This is a genomic window from Litorivivens sp. (assembly GCF_057445395.1).
Map to the genome: position 1 here is coordinate 12931 of NZ_JBVBUV010000047.1, position 17636 is coordinate 30566.

Consider the following 17636-nt stretch of genomic DNA (forward strand, 5'->3'; position numbering starts at 1 on the left):
GGTTGAGATGACACTTTCACCAAATACACCGGTACTGGTTGGAATTGGCGTGCTCAACCAGCGCGAAACCGACGTCGCCAAAGCCGATGAGGCCGTTGCGCTGATGATTCGGGCGGCCCAAGCGGCCGGCGAAGACAGTGGCGCGCCGCAGTTGCTGCGCGATGTAAAACGTATCAGTGTGCCGCGGGGTGTGTGGAACTACAGCAATCCAGCCCGTCTGATCGGCGAGGCCGTGGGTGCCCCGCAGGCCACTACCTTGCTGGCCGAGATCGGCATTTTGCAGCAAGGGTTGTTTGCTGACGCCTGCCAGTTGATTGCTGCAGGTGACATCGACACTGCACTGGTGGTGGGCGGCGAAGCTAAATTTCGGGCGCTGCAGGCGACCATTCAGGGCATTGAGGCGCCAGAAACTGCGCAGACTGAGGCGCCGGATATTCTGCTTGAGCCCGAGCAGGAGATCTGGTCAGAAGTAGAATCTGATGCCGGTCTGGGTATGCCTGTGGGCTACTACGCCTTGATGGAAAGCGCATTGCGTCATGCCACGGGTGAAGATATTGAAAGCCATCGCGATCGTGTTGCGGCGCTCTACGAGGGCATGGCAGATGTTGCCAAAGACAACCCTCACGCCTGGGCTCGCGATGGTATGAGCGCGGACCAGATTCGCAATGCCTCTCCCAAGAACAAAATGCTCGCTTTCCCCTATACCAAGTATCACAACAGTCAGTGGAACGTGGATCAGGCTGGCGCGCTGCTGTTCTGCTCGGTGGCCAAGGCCGAGGCCATGGGCATTCCTCGCGAGAAGTGGGTATTCCCGTTGGCCAGCACTGAAAGCAACTTTATGGTGAACACCTCCCAGCGCGTGGATCTGGGCGGTTGCCCCGGAGCCCGATTAGCGGGAAAAAAGGCGCTGGAACTGGCCGGCATGACAGTAGACGATATCGACCTGTTGGAGCTGTACAGCTGCTTTCCATCGGCGGTACAGATTTATGCCCGAGAAATAGGCATTTCCCTCGACCAGCAGATCACGGTCACTGGTGGTATGACCTTTGGTGGCGGCCCGCTTAACAACTATGTGCTGCAATCCACCGCCCGCATGGCAGAACTATTACGTGGACAGCCAGGTAAAAAAGGTTATGTCACGTCGGTGAGCGGCATGCTGACCAAGCAGGGCTTTGGTGTGTGGTCTACCGAGCCCAACCCGAACGGCTTTGGCTTTGCGGACCTGACCGCTGAAGCGCGCGCAGAGGCGCCCCCGCTAGAGTTGGTTAAGGTGGATGCGGGTGCCGGCAAAATTGTGGGCTGCACGGTTTTGTTCCAGGGGGATAATCCCTGGCGAGCGGTGGTGGTAGTGACCCTGCCTGACGGCAAACGAACCGTTGCCTACAGCGAAAATGCCGACCTGATGGCCGATGCCATGAAAGAGGAATTTGTCGGCCGTACTGCGCAGTTAAAGGATGGGGTTTTTAGTCTTTAGTTTTTACTGAACTGTTAGCATTTCGCGGGCAGGCCCGCTCCCACAGGCTTCGATAGAGCCAGATTTGTGGGAGCGAGCCCTGCTCGCGAAGAATCATCCCTTCAGGAGATAAATTCAGCTCAACGCTGGTGATACTCCACGCAACACTTCACCTCTTCGCTCGAGCCCAGAATCACTGGCACCCGCTGGTGAATTTTTTCGGGTTGAATATCCAGAATCCGGCCGCTATCGGTCCACGCCTCACCGCCAGCCTGCTCTACCAACATGCCCATCGGATTGGCTTCGTACATCAGGCGCAGTTTGCCGGCCTGGTCGGGTTTACGCGAATCCCAAGGATAGCTGAACAGGCCGCCACGGCACAGAATGCGATGCACATCCGCGACCATGGCCGCTACCCAGCGCATATTGAAATTTTTGCCGCGCGGACCGGCGCTGCCCTGAAGTAAATCGGCAACATAGTTCTGCATGGGCTCAGCCCAGAAGCGCTGGTTTGACATGTTAATGGCAAACTCTTTGGTATCCGGGGCCAGCGCTACCCGCTCAACCGTTTGTATCCAGTCATTGGTGGCGGGGTCAAAGGTAAACATGCTCACGCCGTCACCGGTGCTGAATACCAGCATGGTGGAAGGTCCGTAAAGCACATAACCGGCAGCAGCCTGATCTCGGCCGGGTTGCAGAAACTCCTGCTCGCTGACCGGGCCGTCGCCCTGTCCTTTGAGTACCGAGAAAATGGTGCCAACCATGCTGTTGATGTCGATATTGGACGAGCCGTCCAGCGGATCATACGTTACCAGGTACTGACCCTTCAGATTGGCCGCTACCACCTCGTCTTCTTCTTCAGAGGCAATGCCGCGCACCTGGGGGCAGGCCTGCAAGGCTTCCTTGAGCATATCGTTGGCGATAACATCCAGTTTTTTCTGGGTTTCGCCTTGCACGTTGTCTGCCCCAGCGCTGCCGAGGATGCCAGCCAGTTCACCGCGCTGCAATTGCTGATTGATTGCCTCGCAGCAGGTGGCAATGCGGCGAATCACATCGTTCAGGCTTGGTTCGACAGCGCTTTCAGCGAGAAAGGCATCCAGTGTTTTCATGGGGTGTCCTGTGGCAGCGTCGGGAAGCGGCGCATTATGCCATCTGGCAGGAAGGGGCTCCAGTTTGCAGCGATTTCGCAGGCAAATTAAAAAAAGGTAACAAGTGTGTAAAAACTTTGGGAGCTGTAATACAGTCGTGCTCAGGCTAACGTAAATAACGATAACGGTTGGAGAACTGACAGGTGAAAGATTTTAAAGACAAGGTAGCGGTCATTACCGGTGGTGCCAGTGGGGTAGGTCGCGCGCTCGGCGATGCGCGGGCGGCAGAAGGCGCCTAGATTGTGCTGGCGGATGTAGATGAAAAAGGGTTGGAAACGGCCGTAGCTGCCTTAAATTCACGCGGCACCCCGGCTATCGGCGTACGCACCGATGTGAGCCGTCAGGAAGATCTCAACAACCTGGCCGACAAAGCCTTTGCCGAGTTTGGCGCAGTTCATCTGATGTTTGCCAACGCCGGTATCGGTGCCGGTGAAGCTGGTGACATGTGGGACTACAACCTCAATGACTGGAAGTGGGCGTTCTCGGTAAATATCTGGGGGGTCATACACTCCATTAATGCGTTTATGCCGCGTCTGGTTGAGCAGAACGAGGAAGCTCACTTCGTGGTCACCGGATCTGGCAACGGTGCATTTCTGATGCTGCCTGATGCGCCTATTTACACAACCACGAAGGCCTCGGTGATGGCCATCACCGAAACCCTGTATTATCAGATGCTGGCCAAACAGTCGCCGGTAAAGGTCAATGCGTTGTTTCCCGGCCCGCATGTTGTGGATACCGGCCTGTTTAACTCTGAGCGTGTACGTCCTGAAGATTTACCCGGCAGTGGTGTAAAGGCGTCCGGTATCAGTTCTGTTGATGACATGAAAAAGATGATGGAGCAGTTCGGTATGGAACTGGAAACCACCTCACCTCAGGAGGTTGCCGCCTACGCCGTCCAGGCCCTCAAAGAAGACAAGTTCTGGATTCGTCCCAGCACTGAAAAGTCAGATAATGCGCTGCGTGATCGTATTGAAGGTATTATCAGCCAAACCAATCCGGTACCTCCTAACGTGCTATGAGAAACGTTTCACCCATCAGGTCTGAGGCCAAATCCATAAGTCGACGCGAACAGCGCAAACAGGAAGTGCGTGGCCGTATTAATGAAGCCGCGCTCTCACTGTTTGGTTCGCAGGGTTTTGAGTTGACCACGGTTGAAGAGATTTGTGAGGCTGCCGAAGTGGCTCGCAAAACGTTCTACAACTACTACGGTTCAAAACAGGATTTGATTCGCGAATTAAGCGATTCCATGCTCTACGACGAAACGTCTAATGTTGTGGCGCTGGCTATTGAAAAATTCCCGTCAACCCGTGAGCGCCTGGGGTATGTTTTTTCTGTGATGGTGGATAATCTTCAGCGCTATGAAGACCTTGAGCGCTGCCTGATTCATCAAACGCTGATGGAGTTGTCTAGCGAAAGCAGTAAGGCAGGGCAGCAGCTGGGCAAGCTCAATAACGCCTTCGTGCAGTTGATGCGCGAGGGGCGGGCGCTGGGCGACGTTACCGCCGAATACAGTGTGGAATTTGCCGGTGAGATGGTTATGGGCGCGATCAACACCGTGATTATGAACTGGATACACGACCCGGCTTATCCTCTGTATGACCGGATTCAGGAGGTTAACCGCTACATAAACAATGCCCTGTTAGTGGCATAGCGTTCAGTTTGCATTCATAACCGGCGGCGCAGTATGTAGACAAGCATACTGAGGGCCGCCGTAATGAATCCCACCAACATCCCCCCGATCTTCAACTCCGCGCTGTTGACCGTCGCAATACTCGTCGGTGCGGTGTACACCCCGGTCGCTGCAGCTGACCACAATCGCACCAGCGTAAATTTTCATGTCGACGTGGGGCAGGCCTATCAGGATATTGATTCCTCGGACTTTCCTCCGGGTAGTGACATCGACGACCAGGACATTGCCTTTCGAGCCGGAATAGGATTTCGTAGCGCGATGTTGGCCGGCAATTTGTCTTACATCAACTTTGGTCAATCGGCCGTGACAACACCAACAGTAGCCGCTGAGGCTGAAACATCGGGTCTGGGCCTGGATCTGCAGCTGGACCTGCCGTTGTCCGAATTTGCTACCGTATTTGTTAAGGGCGGCATACTGAGTTGGGAGCAGGTAACCGATGAGCAGCGTGCCGGCTCGCGTATTGTTGATCGCTATTACGAAGACGGTGTTGATCCTTACTGGGGAGTCGGGGTGCGGTTCAGTGGGGCACCGGGAATGAATATCAAGGTGGAATATGACCGCTTTGAATTTAAGGACAACGGATCTGATGTGGTTGCCGACTACGACCTGGTTACTGTTGGTATCGAGTTTTTCTTGTAAACTGCGGTAAAACTCATTTGACAGGGAGGTTGGTGAGATGCCGCTTTGGCTAGGGATGGTGTTGCTGGTGGCGTTTGGCGCGAGCGCGCATGCAGCGAACTGGGATGAATGCCGCCAGGTTAAGCGTGATAGCTTGCGCTTGCAGCAGGCGCTGCGCAAAGGTGTTGTATTGCGCGGCTACCGCGATCGCACTCAGATGCGCAATGAGCTGCGTGACAATAATAACTGGCTATGGAAAAGATGCCGGCAATATAGCGCTGAATTGCGGGATTTATCTGCTCGCTAGGGCGCTGGCTATTGTCGTTAAATCGCTTATACTCGGATTGTGGTCGGTGTTACTGCGGTAGTTCACCGTGCGTTATAACAACAATTTTCTGAGCAATAAGGAAGCGCGCACTGCATGTTGAAATACGCCGCCAAGTCAGATGTTGGCTGCCGCCGCAGCAATAACGAAGACAGCTTTAGCGCTGTGCCTGAATTGAATCTCTGGGTGCTTGCCGACGGTGTCGGCGGGCACGATGCCGGAGAGGTTGCCAGTGATATCGCCTGTCGCGTTATTCGCGAATCAGTGGCTCAGGGCGTAGGGCTTGAAGACGCAATACATAAGGCGCACGACGCCATTCTTGCTGCGCCCGCCAACGGCCAGGGGCGGCCCGGAATGGCGTCTACCGTGGTTGCATTGCAAGTAGAGAAAGATGGCTTCCATGTTTCCTGGGTGGGCGATTCGCGATGCTACTTGTGGAGCCGCGAGCGAGGCCTTGAGCAGATTTCCCGAGATCACTCGCTGGTACAGCGCCTGCTGGAAGAGCAGCATATTACTGAAGAAGAGGCTGGTAGCCATCCTGGTCGCAATGTGGTGCTACAGGCGCTCGGCCAGGAAAGTATTCCCCGGCTTGAGGTGGAATCTATTCGCGACCGCTTCGAAGAAGGGCAAATTTTGCTGCTGTGCAGCGATGGCCTGAATGATTATGTTGCGCATGCAGACATCGTCGCTGCATTCGAGCGCAGCAATGATGTGCAGGAAATTGCCGACCAGCTTATAAGCAAAACCCTTGCAAACGACGGAGCGGATAACGTGACGGTTGTTTTGGTTGCGATGCCTGGTGCAGCAAGTAACGGTGTCGAGCCTCTTCCGGATGCTGCTCAAAAAGGCTGGTTGCGCAACCCACTGGCTTGGTTGATAGCGGCGGCACTTGTCGTGAGTGCGGCGCTGTTTCTGCTTTGACGGTTGCTGTTGTTTGACGTTTTTGCTTGCGCTCGGCGGCGCCTGCCATTGATGCCATCCGGTGTCCGCTATCGAGTGTTGGCTTCGCGGCGCAGGGCGCGCAACTGCTCCAGCATCGCTTGATCCTCTATATAGAATGTTATCTGTGACGACTGATTCAGGAACGCGTTGGCGCGGGCCGTATCGTTCGCGTCCAGTGCCTGGCGGGCTTCTCGAAGGTACGTGTTAAACAGACCATGCAGCGCTGATTGCGCCTGTGGTGATCCCGGATATTTTGCGAGCAGGGTGGTCAGGTAGTATTGGGCATTGTCGCCGGGAGGCTGATAGTAGCGAGATTCGCTCAGCGCGATGCCGGCTTTTTGTAACAACGCCATTTCTTCCTGATTGGTTTGCACTGCGGGGGCTGCGCTTGGCATTTGTGTCTGGTAAAACCAGGCGCCGCCAGCAGTCAGTATTACAACCGCGAGCCCGGCGACTATTGCGCCCCATCGTTTGGTTTGGAGCGGTTTGCGCTTGTTAATCTGCGTGGCCGCGCCCGATACCTGAGTCTTGTCATCTGCGTAAGCGCTCATGGCTTCTGTCGCCGAGCCGCTCAGCACAATGGTGGCTGCCTCAGCTTCGCTAAAGACTGCGTCTACGGCCTCCAGAGCGGCCAACAATTCGGCGCCGGTCTGGAAGCGATCGTCGCGTTCTTTGGCTAGCGCTCGGTCGATAAATTCTTGAAATTCAGAAACATTTTCAGGGAGCGGTGGCGGTGGGGTGGTGATGTGCTTGATGCCAATAGAAATGGCGGATTCGCCCTTAAATGGCACGCGTCCGGTCAGTAGCTCGTACAAGATAATGCCCAGACTGTAGAGGTCGGAGCGGCTGTCGAGCGGGGCTGCTTCGGCCTGTTCCGGGCTCATGTAGTGCGGTGATCCAATCACCGTGCCGGTCTTGGTCATCTGGGTTTGGGAATCGGTATTGCGGGCTATACCGAAGTCTGAAATAACCGGGCTGCCGTCCGCGCGAAACAAAATATTTTCGGGTTTGATGTCACGATGGATAAAGCCTTTGCTGTGTGCGTAGTCCAGCCCGGCTGCAATGCCTTTTACAATATCGATACTGTCGCCAATCTTCAGGCCTTTTTTCATCTTGGCCTTCAGGTCGCCGCCGGTCAGGCACTCCATCGCCATATAGCGGTAGCTCTGATGCTGACCCACGTCGTAAATGGAAATGACATTGGGATGGCTAAGCTCGGCACAGATGCGCGCTTCGCGTAGAAATCGCTCGCCGAAGCTGGGGTCTGCCTCTAGGTGTTTGGCCATAATTTTTAGTGCCACAGTACGGTCGTTGTCTAGCTGCGTGGCAAGATACACCACGGCCATGCCGCCTTTACCGAGAGGTTTTTTCAGTGCGTATCCGGGAATTTCTGGAAGATCCAAGGCATTGTCCCCAGCGAATTTGGTAATTGTTGGCACACTGTGATCAGCTTTTATTGCGTGCACGTAAATCAAACTATACCACTGGTATGCAAGGGGTAAAGGTTTGATTCAAAACCATTAAGCTCTTGTTAAGCTGCGCTGGCTACACTGTGCAGTTAACGCTGGTTCCAAGAACCAGCATTCAACACAAACTAAGGAGGTTACCGTGAAATATTGGCTTAAAGGGTTTGTCGTGCTGTGTACCGCGTTGCTGGTGGCCTGCGCGTCAGAAACGCCGTACAAGCCAGCGGACGGGCGCGGAGATTATGGTTATTCAGAGACCCCACTGGGGGATAACCGCTACCGCATCACCTTCGAGGGCAATAGCTCAACGCCTGCCGAAACCGTGCAGGACTATGCTCTGTTGCGTGCGGCCGAGCTTACCCTGGCTCAGGGTTACGACTGGTTTGAAACCGTTGACCGCAACGAAGACAAACGGGTGCGCAGCACCACGACAGATTCAGGGTTTGGTGCGACCTACCATCAGTCCCAGACTTACTACCGCAACTGTGACCTGTTGGGTAACTGCGACACGGTAGTCACTGGCGGAACAGTTGTTTCTCCGGGCTCTGGCGTAACGACCACGACCAGTCGTTCGTCTTACAAGTACAGTCTGGAAGTGGTAATGCGAAATAACCCGATCCCTGACAGTGCAGGTGCGTATGACGCCCGCAAATTGGCCAACGCCCTGCGTCAGCGATTGATAGAACAGCGCTAACCCAAAATTTCAGGCCCCCACTCGCGGGGCCTTTTTCCTTCCTACTCTGCTGCGCTGATCAGCGATACAAGCTGCTGGTGAATGGAAAGCTGGGTATTAACCTGCTCTTCCGATAAGGGATCGAGATCAAAAACCTTGTTGTGCAATGGCGCCAGTGTGATATAGCCCAGGATCATGCAATGAAACGTCATTACCGACGGGATATTGATCCAGCTTTTATCGGTTGATTCTGCTAATCGGGAAATATACTCAAAGAAAGGCTTGTACCACTTTTCTGCCAGCATCGAGAGTGTTTCGTCATTGGCAAGGGTCGCATGTTGGATCAGTTTGGCCATGTTGGGTTGCTCGGCGTGGTTCTTCAGGAGCGTTTTTACCTGCCGGAACATGTCTTCCGGCGTGTCGCCGTGGCTCATTGCTTCGATAACGTCGTGCAACGGATCAAATAGGCGGGCCAGTACGCACTCGTAAATATGCAGTTTGTTGCGGTAGTGCTTGTAAACGCCGGGGCCGCGAATGCCAACCCGGTCGGCAATGTCGGTTATGGACGTGGCGGCAAAGCCATGGCGTGCGAAAAGCTCTTCAGCTGTGTCCAGAATCCGGATGCGAGTGTCCGTTGTGCGTCCCATAGAATTTCCCAAATAACTTTTATTACGGCGAGCGTGCAGCGGGCCTTACACTGTAGTCGCTACCTTACACCGCCTGCAACTGCATATCGGGTGCCAGCATACAAGCCGATAGCGCCAGCGATTTTTGTTAATTATACCCATATATCGCGAGGCTGGGGCATCGACTACATCACCAAAACGACCATACCTCCCAAGGTTGGGCCTTGGGCTCAGCGTAACGGCGAACGGAAATCGAGAGCTTTAACCATCGCTATGTGCTGCTATACCCGTGCGCCCCCCGCGCTGTTCTTCTCGCAACTGGAGGGGCTCGGCCCCCGCTCCCTTGGGAGAGGGTGAGGGCAACTGAGGATATAGACCTAAGCCTATCCTCGAGAATTTACGAAGCGCCTCACTTTTTGGCGATGATATACACCGCATGGATAATGCCTGGCAGGTAGCCGAGCAGGGTCAGCAGGATGTTGAGCCAGAAATGTTTGCCGAGGCCGACTTGCAGAAAGACCCCTAGCGGCGGCAGTAAAACGGCGAATAGTATGCGTATTAAATCCATGTGTTGGTTCCTGCGTGTATCAGCGGTGGTGCTCAGGCATAACCGGCACGAAGCTTGGAAGTTACCTGGCGGTGTAGAGTTTACTTAGGGCAAGAGCCTACCACCACTGCGTGGCGTGCGCAGCAGGCTAGAGGGCTGCTGGCACGGTCACCTCAAATGAAGGAACAGAGTTCCGGATGACATTATGGGGTGTGCGTCTGCACATTCTGCAGATAAGGCCCGAAACCGTAATCCCCGAGCCAAAAACGGACCAGATTGTGCACGCCGCGGCTTGTGGATGTTGCGCCGGACAACCCGTCTACCTCGTAGGCGAACGCCGGGCTATCCGCTGCAACCACCCCTCTGGCCACGCCGATGCGAAGCGCTCCTTCGGCATCGCGAATCTTCTTGCCGCGCCACTGTTCCAGCCATTGTGTGTCGGTGATGCGAGCGCCCAGTCCGGGCGTTTCGCTGTGTTCGAAAAAATTCATTCCGATAACGGTATTGCCATCGGCTTTTAGACCGATATAGCCGTAAATTGTCGACGCGTAACCTTTACCGTGGATTGGCAGGATTACAAACCTAACATTACCATTTTGCCGCAAAATATAGACAACCGCATGCTTGGCTCGACGCTTTATCCTGGCTGCATCATGTTCGGGTGGTATTGCAATGCTCGTGCGCAGGTCTCTGGCCGCGACGCGCTGATCAAAGGTGCTGGGGTTAATTGTGCGAATGTATCGTCCGCTTTTGAGTTCGACGACTTGCGCTTCCACATCGCGCGCCTGAAGGCTGGTAAATAATTCCTGTACGCCGGGCGATCTCTCAAGAATGTCCATGAGGTTTTGCTGTTGTTCCCGTTCAATATTGGCAGTTTGCAAGGGTTTTAGCAGAATGGCTGAAGCGGAAACGAGGATTCCGCCAGCGAGACTGACGGCCAGGGCCACGCCAAAAATCTTTGGAGTACTATTCTTGGGTAGGTCGCGAAATGCGGTTAGCCAACGTCTGGGTTCGGTGGTCTTACCCGGGCTCTCTGGGTTCTGAGTCATTGGCTAGCTGCTTCCATTCATGGGCTGTCTGGTTTGAATTGGGTGTTAGTGAATGCGGCGTGCCTCGTTGCGCGCCCAAGGCATGTCCTGAGACGTGTGGCAGCTCAGGCAGACGTAATCTACCGTCAAGTGTGCTTTGCGGTTGTCGTCAAGGCGCACAAACTTGCCGTCATCGGTGAACATTTTCCAGTTGGGGTCCGTGCTAATGCTAAAAATGTGGGTTCGAAGGTCGCCGACGGGCACTGTCCCGCCTCGGTATGCCGCCGGTGTCGACAGCGCCGACTTTACGGCACGCGGCATGTGGCAGGTTTGGCACGCCATACCGGTTTTGGCCTTGAGTTTTATCTGCGTGTTTCTATGGCAGGTTCGACAGGTTGTGTCTTCGCCTTTATAGCCGCCAGTCTGATATCGCGTGCTTTGATGAGGCTTATGGCAACTTCCGCAGGCTAGTGAGCTATGCGGAGAGGCCAATAAAGTTTCAAACTGTTCGTGGTGCTTTATCAGGCCGCCGCTGGCGTCAATCGTAGTGGTCTCTCCACGCGCGTGGCAGCTGCGGCAGGTTTCTTTCGTTAAAGGTTTGACCTTGGTCGGTGCGGCAACGTGTGCTGCGCTCGGCCCGTGGCAAGCTTCGCAGGTAACACCGGGCTCCACCCAAGTGCCGTGAATACCGGGTAATCCATCCTGATGGGGGCCGGTTTCCCCGGAGGGAGTCCAGCCGGTCGTATGGCATGCGCCGCAGGTGTACGGTTTGCGGGGGGAATTTCCGACGTCGTAAGCAACCCAGTGCGCATCTTTAGCGTGCGGGGACGAGCTCAGGTTATATTGCGTTTGATCGCCGGTCAGGATGTACCCCTGCTGATCCATAAAGCGAGCTTTCCAGCCGAATCCGCCGATGACATAGGAAATATCTTTCCAGCTGTGGCCAGGTGGTGGATGTGGCACTCCTGCAGAGGTCTTGGCTGGGTAAACCGGCGGCGCACCGCGCACGCGCTGTAATTTATGGGGGTGTCCGGTCTGCAGATACTGATTGTAAATTTCCAGGTGACAGCTCTTGCAGCTTTTAGAGCCGGCAAACTCTAGCCCCGATGCGGATGTCGACGTGATTGCCGAGAGCAGGGCGGCCAATAAGTAGCGGTGAAGGTGCCTGCGGGGATGCCAATTCATACTCGCGCTCTCTCAGGTGTGCTGACTTCCCAGCTAGCGACGTTCAGGGTGATTGCCTGCCCTTAATTAAAGCATGTATTGGCCTATTCTGCCGGGGGGGCAGGCTGCGACGCACCCGGCGAGGGTTGTGACACCTAAAGTAGATTGTGAGACATAGATTCGGGTTGGTCGGCTTTCGGTTCATCCGCATTTGGGGCGTAGCCGGCCGGCCCCGGCCATCCTGCTGCTATGCTGAGCCTGAGTTAGCGCGCCAGAGCGGGGAAAGCGCCTGTTTTCGCTGCCGGCCATCTCCAAAGCAAGCAGAGTAAGCAGTCAAGCGATTACTGATTTGAATAGTTTGCTCATCTTTGTCTTGCGCCCCTTGTTGTATTTATCAAATAGTATGCGAAGTGGCTGTGGGTTGTGTGTGGGGCGTGTCGTCAGGTCGAAAACACCGCCGAGCTATCGGCCGTTGCATCTGCGGCTGCCAGAGATCCGTCTATAGGCGGTCTTAGGCGTGCGCCTAGCCTCTTTCCCTATTCTCACTGCTAGCCCTTTGTGCGCGCATGAGCCCTACCGCATGCGAGCAGGCACAGAGCAATCCTGTTAAAATCCACGTACCTGAACCACGTTGTACTGAAAAGAGTTAAAAATTGAAAACGACCGCCAGAATACTTTTTGCCTGCCTGATGTTTTGTTTTAGCACGTTTGTTCAAGCGAACGTGGTCTCACCGTTTAAAGACGAATATGGTGAAACAAATTGGCAATACATAGCCAACTTTTCCAGCGGTGTTTTAATTCTAACGTTGTTGATGGTGACGACATTCCTGTTCTTTGCACACCGTAAGGCGGCCAGGTCTAACCGGGAACTCACTGAGATCAAGGCGACGTTGGAAGAACGCGTTGCACAGCGTACTTTGAGTCTGGAGACGACAACAAACCAGCTTGCTCATAGCGAGGCCTATGTTAAGAGCATTGTCGATTCAATGCCCATTATGCTTATTGGTTTGAATAGCCAAATGGAGGTTACGCAATGGAATCACGTTGCTGAAAAGACAACGGGCCGCACGTTCGAGGCAGTAAAGGGGCTCAATCTTTGGGAGGCCTACCCAAGGATCACTCTCACGAAAGCGCAAGTTGCAAAGGTTCTCGAAACCAAGACGACCACCACGATCAAGCATAGTCAGCGCGGGCAATACTATTTTGATATTACGATTTACGCGTTGGCCAACGGCACTGATACGGGCATTGTTATTCTGGTTGATGATATTACCAAACAGATGAAAGCGGAAAACCAATTGGTAGAACGCAATAAAATGTCGGCGATGGGTGAGCTCGCTTCAGCGATGGCGCATGACATTAATATTCCGTTGCAAAGCATCAGTAGCGCTGTGAATACTATCCATGAAAAATTGATTGTTCTGGATCAGGAGCAAGGTCAACCGTTAGTTGCTGTCGCTAAGAAGGCTCAAGAAAGCGGCGAACAGGCAACTGCCATCGTTCAGAACCTTTTGAACTTTGCGGCCAGCCACAGAGGCAGTAAGACACCGTCAAATATTGCGGAACTGTTGGACTACAGCCTGACACTGGCCGGTACACTCTATTCGCCATCCAGCGGGTTGCGATTCGCTGATATCGCGATCCGTCGCAATTACGGTGCTGATGTGCCTTTAATTCCCTGCTACGCAAGCGAAATGCAGCAAGTGTTTTTGCGATTGCTACGGCATGCCTATCACGCAATCAGTCAGAAAGCGGAGCAGAAGCCGGGTTTTACACCCGCCATCAATGTTGAAGTTGGAAAATTTTATGAAGCTGTGTGGGTAAAAATACAACATAACGGGGTGGGGTTGACGCCAGAAGAACAGCAAGATGTGTTTGAACCGTTCTTTTCAAACACTTCTGATCGGCCTGCATGCCCGGTAGAGCATCGTCTCTCCTATTCGCACTTTATTGTAACTGAGCATCACAAAGGTCACATTGCCGTAACATCGGGCGTTGATGTTGGTACAACCTTTCACATGCAGTTGCCTCTGCAGTAGCACATCGTTCAAAAGTGAAGCGGCGTGAGGTATGGCGCCGCTTCTTAAACCTCCACCGCAGTTTCTTCCCCGTTACGGCGTCGCAATAAAACAGTTTCCAGAAAGCTAACGACTACGATTAGCAGTGCGCTTGCGGCAAACAATGGCGCCAACACAGCCAGTACTATGCCCGCAGTGTAAAACAGCGGGCCAGGCTGGGGTGCCTGCCGTAATCGAGGCAGTGACAGACTGCCGGGCTCTTTCCGCAACCACCACATCCACACTCCAGATAACGCCAGAGCAGCTAAACCGAGCGCGGTCAGTAGCGCTAACAATTGCCCGGGCCATGCCAAAATTAAACCAGTATGCAGAGGGAAAAATAGCAATAGGGCTTTAGCGCCCGGTTTGAATTCTTCCCACAGCAGGCTTGCCAGACGCTCACCAGTGTAGGGGTTGTAGTAGATCATGCGAGTGTTCCACGGTAGCGCTTCGCGGATATTAATTACCAGCGGTGAGTTTTCAGCATGTGGAAAATTGATAAACCAGTCTGCGGCTGGAGCATCACTCAGAAAATCCGCCACTAGTCTGTCGACACCAATGGTCTCGGGTTGTGGGGGCACTTTGGGCGGGTTGAGGAAAGCCTCAGGAATTTGCCCCGCTAACGCCATTTCTGCCATCAGGGCTTTGCCGGCAACAGGGGAAAACAGTAGGCCGGTATACACCACAACCAGTGCCAGTGGTAGAAGGTAGAACCCCCCCACCGCATGTAAATCGCGCCAAAGACGCCGTCCTTTGCTGGCCAAACGCGGTTGCCAGCCGCCTGCGCGTTTTGTGCGACGTGGCCACCATAGTAGCAAGCCCAGCAGTAAACTAACCAATACCCAGCTTGCTGTGAGCTCAAGTAGCCAGCGACCTATCTCCCCGCTGAGCAGCGTTGTATGCAATTCGAATACTGTCGGGAAGAAGCCTTCGTTTTCCATTCGGCTGCCTAGTATTTCCAGTGTGTAAGGGTTTAGCCAAACGATGCGGTCCTGATTGTCTCCCGGCTCTTTGATATATGCCACAGTGCTGCGGCTGGCATCGCGGTATTGGCCGTAGTGCTGTAGTTGAGCGTTAGGGAAAGCGTCTTGCACCACCGCCAGTTGCGCAGACACGGGCTCGGCGCGACAAGTCTCACAGGCAGGAATTGTTTGCCATTCACTTTCTACGATCGGCTGCAGTTGTGGCTCAAAAGCGTACAAGGCGCCGGTAATGCTCAACACCAGCAACAGCGGAGCGGCAACTAAACCAATTACAAAATGCCACCGCCACACTAGCGGGTATAACGGGTTTTCGGACTTCGCCGACATATAAAAGATCCTTGATTTTTAATCCTGCGGGCTGAGGCAGCTTTCAACCAAAAAAGAGCCCGAGGGATAAATTTATTGCGCTTAGTATATGGTAACAATTATCATTTGCACTACAAATCCTATTCGGGTTGCGAGAGCTCGCAATTTACCGCGCCCACCGCACATCAGGAATGGACTCTATATGCCAATTAAACCCTTACTTAGTGCCGGCATTGCGCTGATCGCGACCTTGCCTGTGCTCGCCGCCGACAATAGCAACCCACAACGGCTCGAGGAGGTTCTCGTTACCGGCGACCCCATGCAACGCAGTAGTTTGGACACGGTTTCCAGCATTAGTATCGTTCCCGAAGAGCAATTGCGGGCGCTGAATATACGCGATCTCTATGACCTTTTGTTGCGTAGCCCCAATCTGAGTGCCGCCCGAGAAGACAAGTTTTCGGTGCGCGGGATTTCCAACGAAGGAATTGGGCCAGGCGGCACCGGCCGTCCTACCGTCAGTGTATTTATCGACGGCGCCCGCCAACCGGGTCGAGGGGTGGCCAATAGTTGGGATGTGCAACAAATGGAGTTTTATCGCGGGCCGCAATCAACGGCGTTTGGCCCCGGCTCACTCGCGGGCGCGGTGGTGGTGCAGACCCGAGAGCCATCCCAGGAGGAATACAGCGGCAAGCTAAAGCTCGGGGTCGCCAATGAGCGCGGCCGTGAAGCGGGCATTGCAATTGGAGGGCCGCTCGCTGGAGGATTCGCCTTTCGCTACGCTGGCGAAACCAATCAGAGCGACGGTGAGGTGACCAACACCACCCTCAATGACGATGAATGGCAGGCCCGCAAGCGCTATATGCAGCGTTTTAAGCTTCATTGGGAGGGCGATAGCTGGTATAGCGCTAGCCTAAGCTTGCAGGACACTAAACTCCGCGAAGGCAACGAGTACCTGCCGCCGGAGCGCGCTGAAAGCGGTGAATCAACGGACAATGTAGATGGTTTCTATCATGACAATAGCCAGCTCGTGGTGTTTAAACAGCGCGCCGACCTCACCGCAGGCAGCTCACTGAGTCTGATCGCCAGTCATGCTGAAAATTACAATCAACGTAAAGGCGACTACGATATATCCGCTGAAGACAATGGCTACTTTATTAATACCGTGGACACTGAAAACAGTGCGTTGGAGCTGCGCTTGCACTACAAAACCGCGCTGCTAAAAACGGTATCCGGGCTGTATTACAGTGAAGACAAACTGCGCGGTACGTCCAGCTCCGTCGATCTACCCTACACCATAAGCGGCCTGCGCCTGCGCGCTGCTGCAGACCTTGCTGCCGATCGTAATGCAACGACCAAGGCGGTCTACAGCGAAGCTGATATTCATCTCGGTAGCCGCTGGACCCTGACTTTAGGCGCGCGTTACGAAGAAAACCAGGCTGATAACCACAGCGCTTTGACCGTCACCGGTGCACAGCTGATGGATCCGGTTGCTGGCAGTACGGTGCCGGCAGACTTCAGCGCTGTACTCAAGCCGATATTAGATAGCGATAGTACTGCGCCCAGCGGCGATGCTGTCTTCCTGCCCAAGGTTGCCATCAGTCTGGATATTACCGATCAACTCAGCGGATATTTTACCCGCAGCCAAGGTTACCGTGCCGGCTCGGTAGATTTTGTCAGCGAGGGCGAGTCCCCAAGTTATGGCCCTGAATACACCAACAACTATGACTTGGGGTTGAAATTCCAGCAGGGTAGCTGGTTTGTGCAGGCGTCGATATTTCGCATCGACTATGAAGACATGCAGATCGGAGTGCGGGTCGATGCGTCTAACTTTCGTACCGACAATGCCGGCGAGGCGCGTTCACAGGGTGCTGAACTTGAATTTCGCGGTGAGCTTGGCGCAGGCTTCAGTGTGTTTGGTGGTATCGGCTATGTCGATACAGCTTTCATAGAATATGAAGATGACGGCGTCGATTATGCAGGCAACCATTTTCCCAATGCGCCACGCAATACCGCTAACCTGGTTGTGCGTTATGAGAATAGCCGGGGGTTGTACGCTGATCTGAGTTGGTCGCACAGCGATGGCAGCTTTACTGATCGGGAGAATAGCGATCGGCTGCGGGCCGATAGCCGCGATTTATTCGGTGCCCGCCTGGGTTACCAGGGCGAGCAAATGGGTGTGGAATTGTATGGCCAGAACATCACCGATAAATTTTACATCACCGATCGATTCAACAGCCCGTCATTGGGTATTGACGCGGCTTACGTGGGAGACCCGCGTGAAGTCGGTGCGCGGCTCAGCTATCGGTTTTGATATGCACTTATTGTGTAAGTAATGAACGGATTAAAAGTATCCTTTGCGAGTAGGGGAGGCTTGTCTGGAAAGTCTCCGTCTCTACATCGCTGCAAAGTCCCGCTCGCCTTGAATGGGGTGGCGATATAACCAATCAGGCAAGCCGGTCTACCAGTTCTAGCAAGAGCTCGGTAGACCGTTTCATCGAGCCAATATCACCACCGTACTGCAGCAGTGCAACGCCCATAGAGCCACCAATAAAAGTCAGCAATAAATCGTCGGCGCTATAGCCTTTGGGAGCTTCGCCGCGATCAACTGCT

Annotated in this window: 16 protein-coding genes; 9 read left to right on the forward strand and 7 right to left on the reverse strand. The window is 54.2% G+C overall.

Annotated features, from left to right (window positions below):
- Positions 1-7: 7 nt before the first annotated feature.
- The gene (locus AC222A_RS13105; protein WP_372764191.1) at positions 8-1474 is read left to right on the forward strand and encodes an acetyl-CoA acetyltransferase; all 1467 of its coding nucleotides are present in this window, start codon (positions 8-10) and stop codon (positions 1472-1474) included.
- 119 nt (positions 1475-1593) lie between these two features.
- Here AC222A_RS13105 and AC222A_RS13110 read toward each other — a convergent pair whose 3' ends face one another.
- Positions 1594-2562 carry a class 1 fructose-bisphosphatase gene (locus AC222A_RS13110; RefSeq protein WP_372764189.1) on the reverse strand — a complete coding sequence of 323 codons (969 nt, stop codon included), beginning with the start codon at positions 2560-2562 and terminating at the stop codon, positions 1594-1596.
- 281 nt (positions 2563-2843) lie between these two features.
- Between AC222A_RS13110 and AC222A_RS13115 the strand changes: the two genes are divergently transcribed.
- From AC222A_RS13115 to AC222A_RS13135, 5 genes are all read left to right on the forward strand, one after another.
- Entirely contained in the window at positions 2844-3620 is a 777-nt protein-coding gene (locus AC222A_RS13115; RefSeq protein ID WP_486775090.1) for an SDR family NAD(P)-dependent oxidoreductase, read from the forward strand.
- A complete protein-coding gene (locus tag AC222A_RS13120) occupies positions 3617-4252 on the forward strand; it encodes a TetR/AcrR family transcriptional regulator (RefSeq protein WP_372810330.1) in 636 nt (211 codons plus the stop codon). Before AC222A_RS13115 ends, AC222A_RS13120 begins: the two co-directional genes overlap by 4 nt.
- A 63-nt stretch (positions 4253-4315) precedes the next feature.
- A complete protein-coding gene (locus AC222A_RS13125; RefSeq protein WP_486775091.1) occupies positions 4316-4930 on the forward strand; it encodes an outer membrane beta-barrel protein in 615 nt (204 codons plus the stop codon).
- Between the two features lie 37 nt (positions 4931-4967).
- The gene (locus tag AC222A_RS13130; RefSeq protein ID WP_372749505.1) at positions 4968-5216 is read left to right on the forward strand and encodes a hypothetical protein; all 249 of its coding nucleotides are present in this window, start codon (positions 4968-4970) and stop codon (positions 5214-5216) included.
- Positions 5217-5330: 114 nt separating this feature from the next.
- Positions 5331-6155: a PP2C family protein-serine/threonine phosphatase gene (locus AC222A_RS13135; RefSeq protein WP_372764185.1), complete on the forward strand. Its 825-nt coding sequence runs from the start codon at positions 5331-5333 to the stop codon at positions 6153-6155.
- Between the two features lie 68 nt (positions 6156-6223).
- Here AC222A_RS13135 and AC222A_RS13140 read toward each other — a convergent pair whose 3' ends face one another.
- Positions 6224-7579: a serine/threonine-protein kinase gene (locus AC222A_RS13140; protein WP_372749507.1), complete on the reverse strand. Its 1356-nt coding sequence runs from the start codon at positions 7577-7579 to the stop codon at positions 6224-6226.
- 205 nt (positions 7580-7784) lie between these two features.
- Here AC222A_RS13140 and AC222A_RS13145 point away from each other — a divergent pair, with 205 nt between their 5' ends.
- Positions 7785-8336, forward strand: coding sequence for a CC0125/CC1285 family lipoprotein (locus tag AC222A_RS13145; protein WP_372749508.1), 552 nt, complete (start codon positions 7785-7787; stop codon positions 8334-8336).
- A gap of 41 nt (positions 8337-8377) precedes the next feature.
- Here AC222A_RS13145 and AC222A_RS13150 read toward each other — a convergent pair whose 3' ends face one another.
- The 4 genes from AC222A_RS13150 to AC222A_RS13165 form a co-directional block, all read right to left on the reverse strand.
- Positions 8378-8962 carry a TetR/AcrR family transcriptional regulator gene (locus AC222A_RS13150; protein ID WP_372749509.1) on the reverse strand — a complete coding sequence of 195 codons (585 nt, stop codon included), beginning with the start codon at positions 8960-8962 and terminating at the stop codon, positions 8378-8380.
- Between the two features lie 388 nt (positions 8963-9350).
- Positions 9351-9509, reverse strand: a complete 159-nt coding sequence (locus tag AC222A_RS13155; protein ID WP_372750608.1) for a YqaE/Pmp3 family membrane protein — start codon at positions 9507-9509, stop codon at positions 9351-9353.
- Positions 9510-9691: 182 nt separating this feature from the next.
- Entirely contained in the window at positions 9692-10537 is an 846-nt protein-coding gene (locus tag AC222A_RS13160; RefSeq protein WP_372750609.1) for a Na(+)-translocating NADH-quinone reductase subunit C, read from the reverse strand.
- A gap of 45 nt (positions 10538-10582) precedes the next feature.
- Positions 10583-11701: a cytochrome c3 family protein gene (locus AC222A_RS13165; RefSeq protein ID WP_486775092.1), complete on the reverse strand. Its 1119-nt coding sequence runs from the start codon at positions 11699-11701 to the stop codon at positions 10583-10585.
- A gap of 632 nt (positions 11702-12333) precedes the next feature.
- On the opposite strand from AC222A_RS13165, the gene AC222A_RS13170 reads away from it, so the two are divergent.
- A complete protein-coding gene (locus AC222A_RS13170; RefSeq protein WP_372760311.1) occupies positions 12334-13719 on the forward strand; it encodes a two-component system sensor histidine kinase NtrB in 1386 nt (461 codons plus the stop codon).
- A gap of 44 nt (positions 13720-13763) precedes the next feature.
- Here AC222A_RS13170 and AC222A_RS13175 read toward each other — a convergent pair whose 3' ends face one another.
- Positions 13764-15047: a PepSY-associated TM helix domain-containing protein gene (locus AC222A_RS13175; protein WP_372760575.1), complete on the reverse strand. Its 1284-nt coding sequence runs from the start codon at positions 15045-15047 to the stop codon at positions 13764-13766.
- A 181-nt stretch (positions 15048-15228) separates the two neighbouring features.
- On the opposite strand from AC222A_RS13175, the gene AC222A_RS13180 reads away from it, so the two are divergent.
- Positions 15229-17337 carry a TonB-dependent receptor gene (locus AC222A_RS13180; protein ID WP_486775093.1) on the forward strand — a complete coding sequence of 703 codons (2109 nt, stop codon included), beginning with the start codon at positions 15229-15231 and terminating at the stop codon, positions 17335-17337.
- Positions 17338-17636 lie beyond the last annotated feature (299 nt).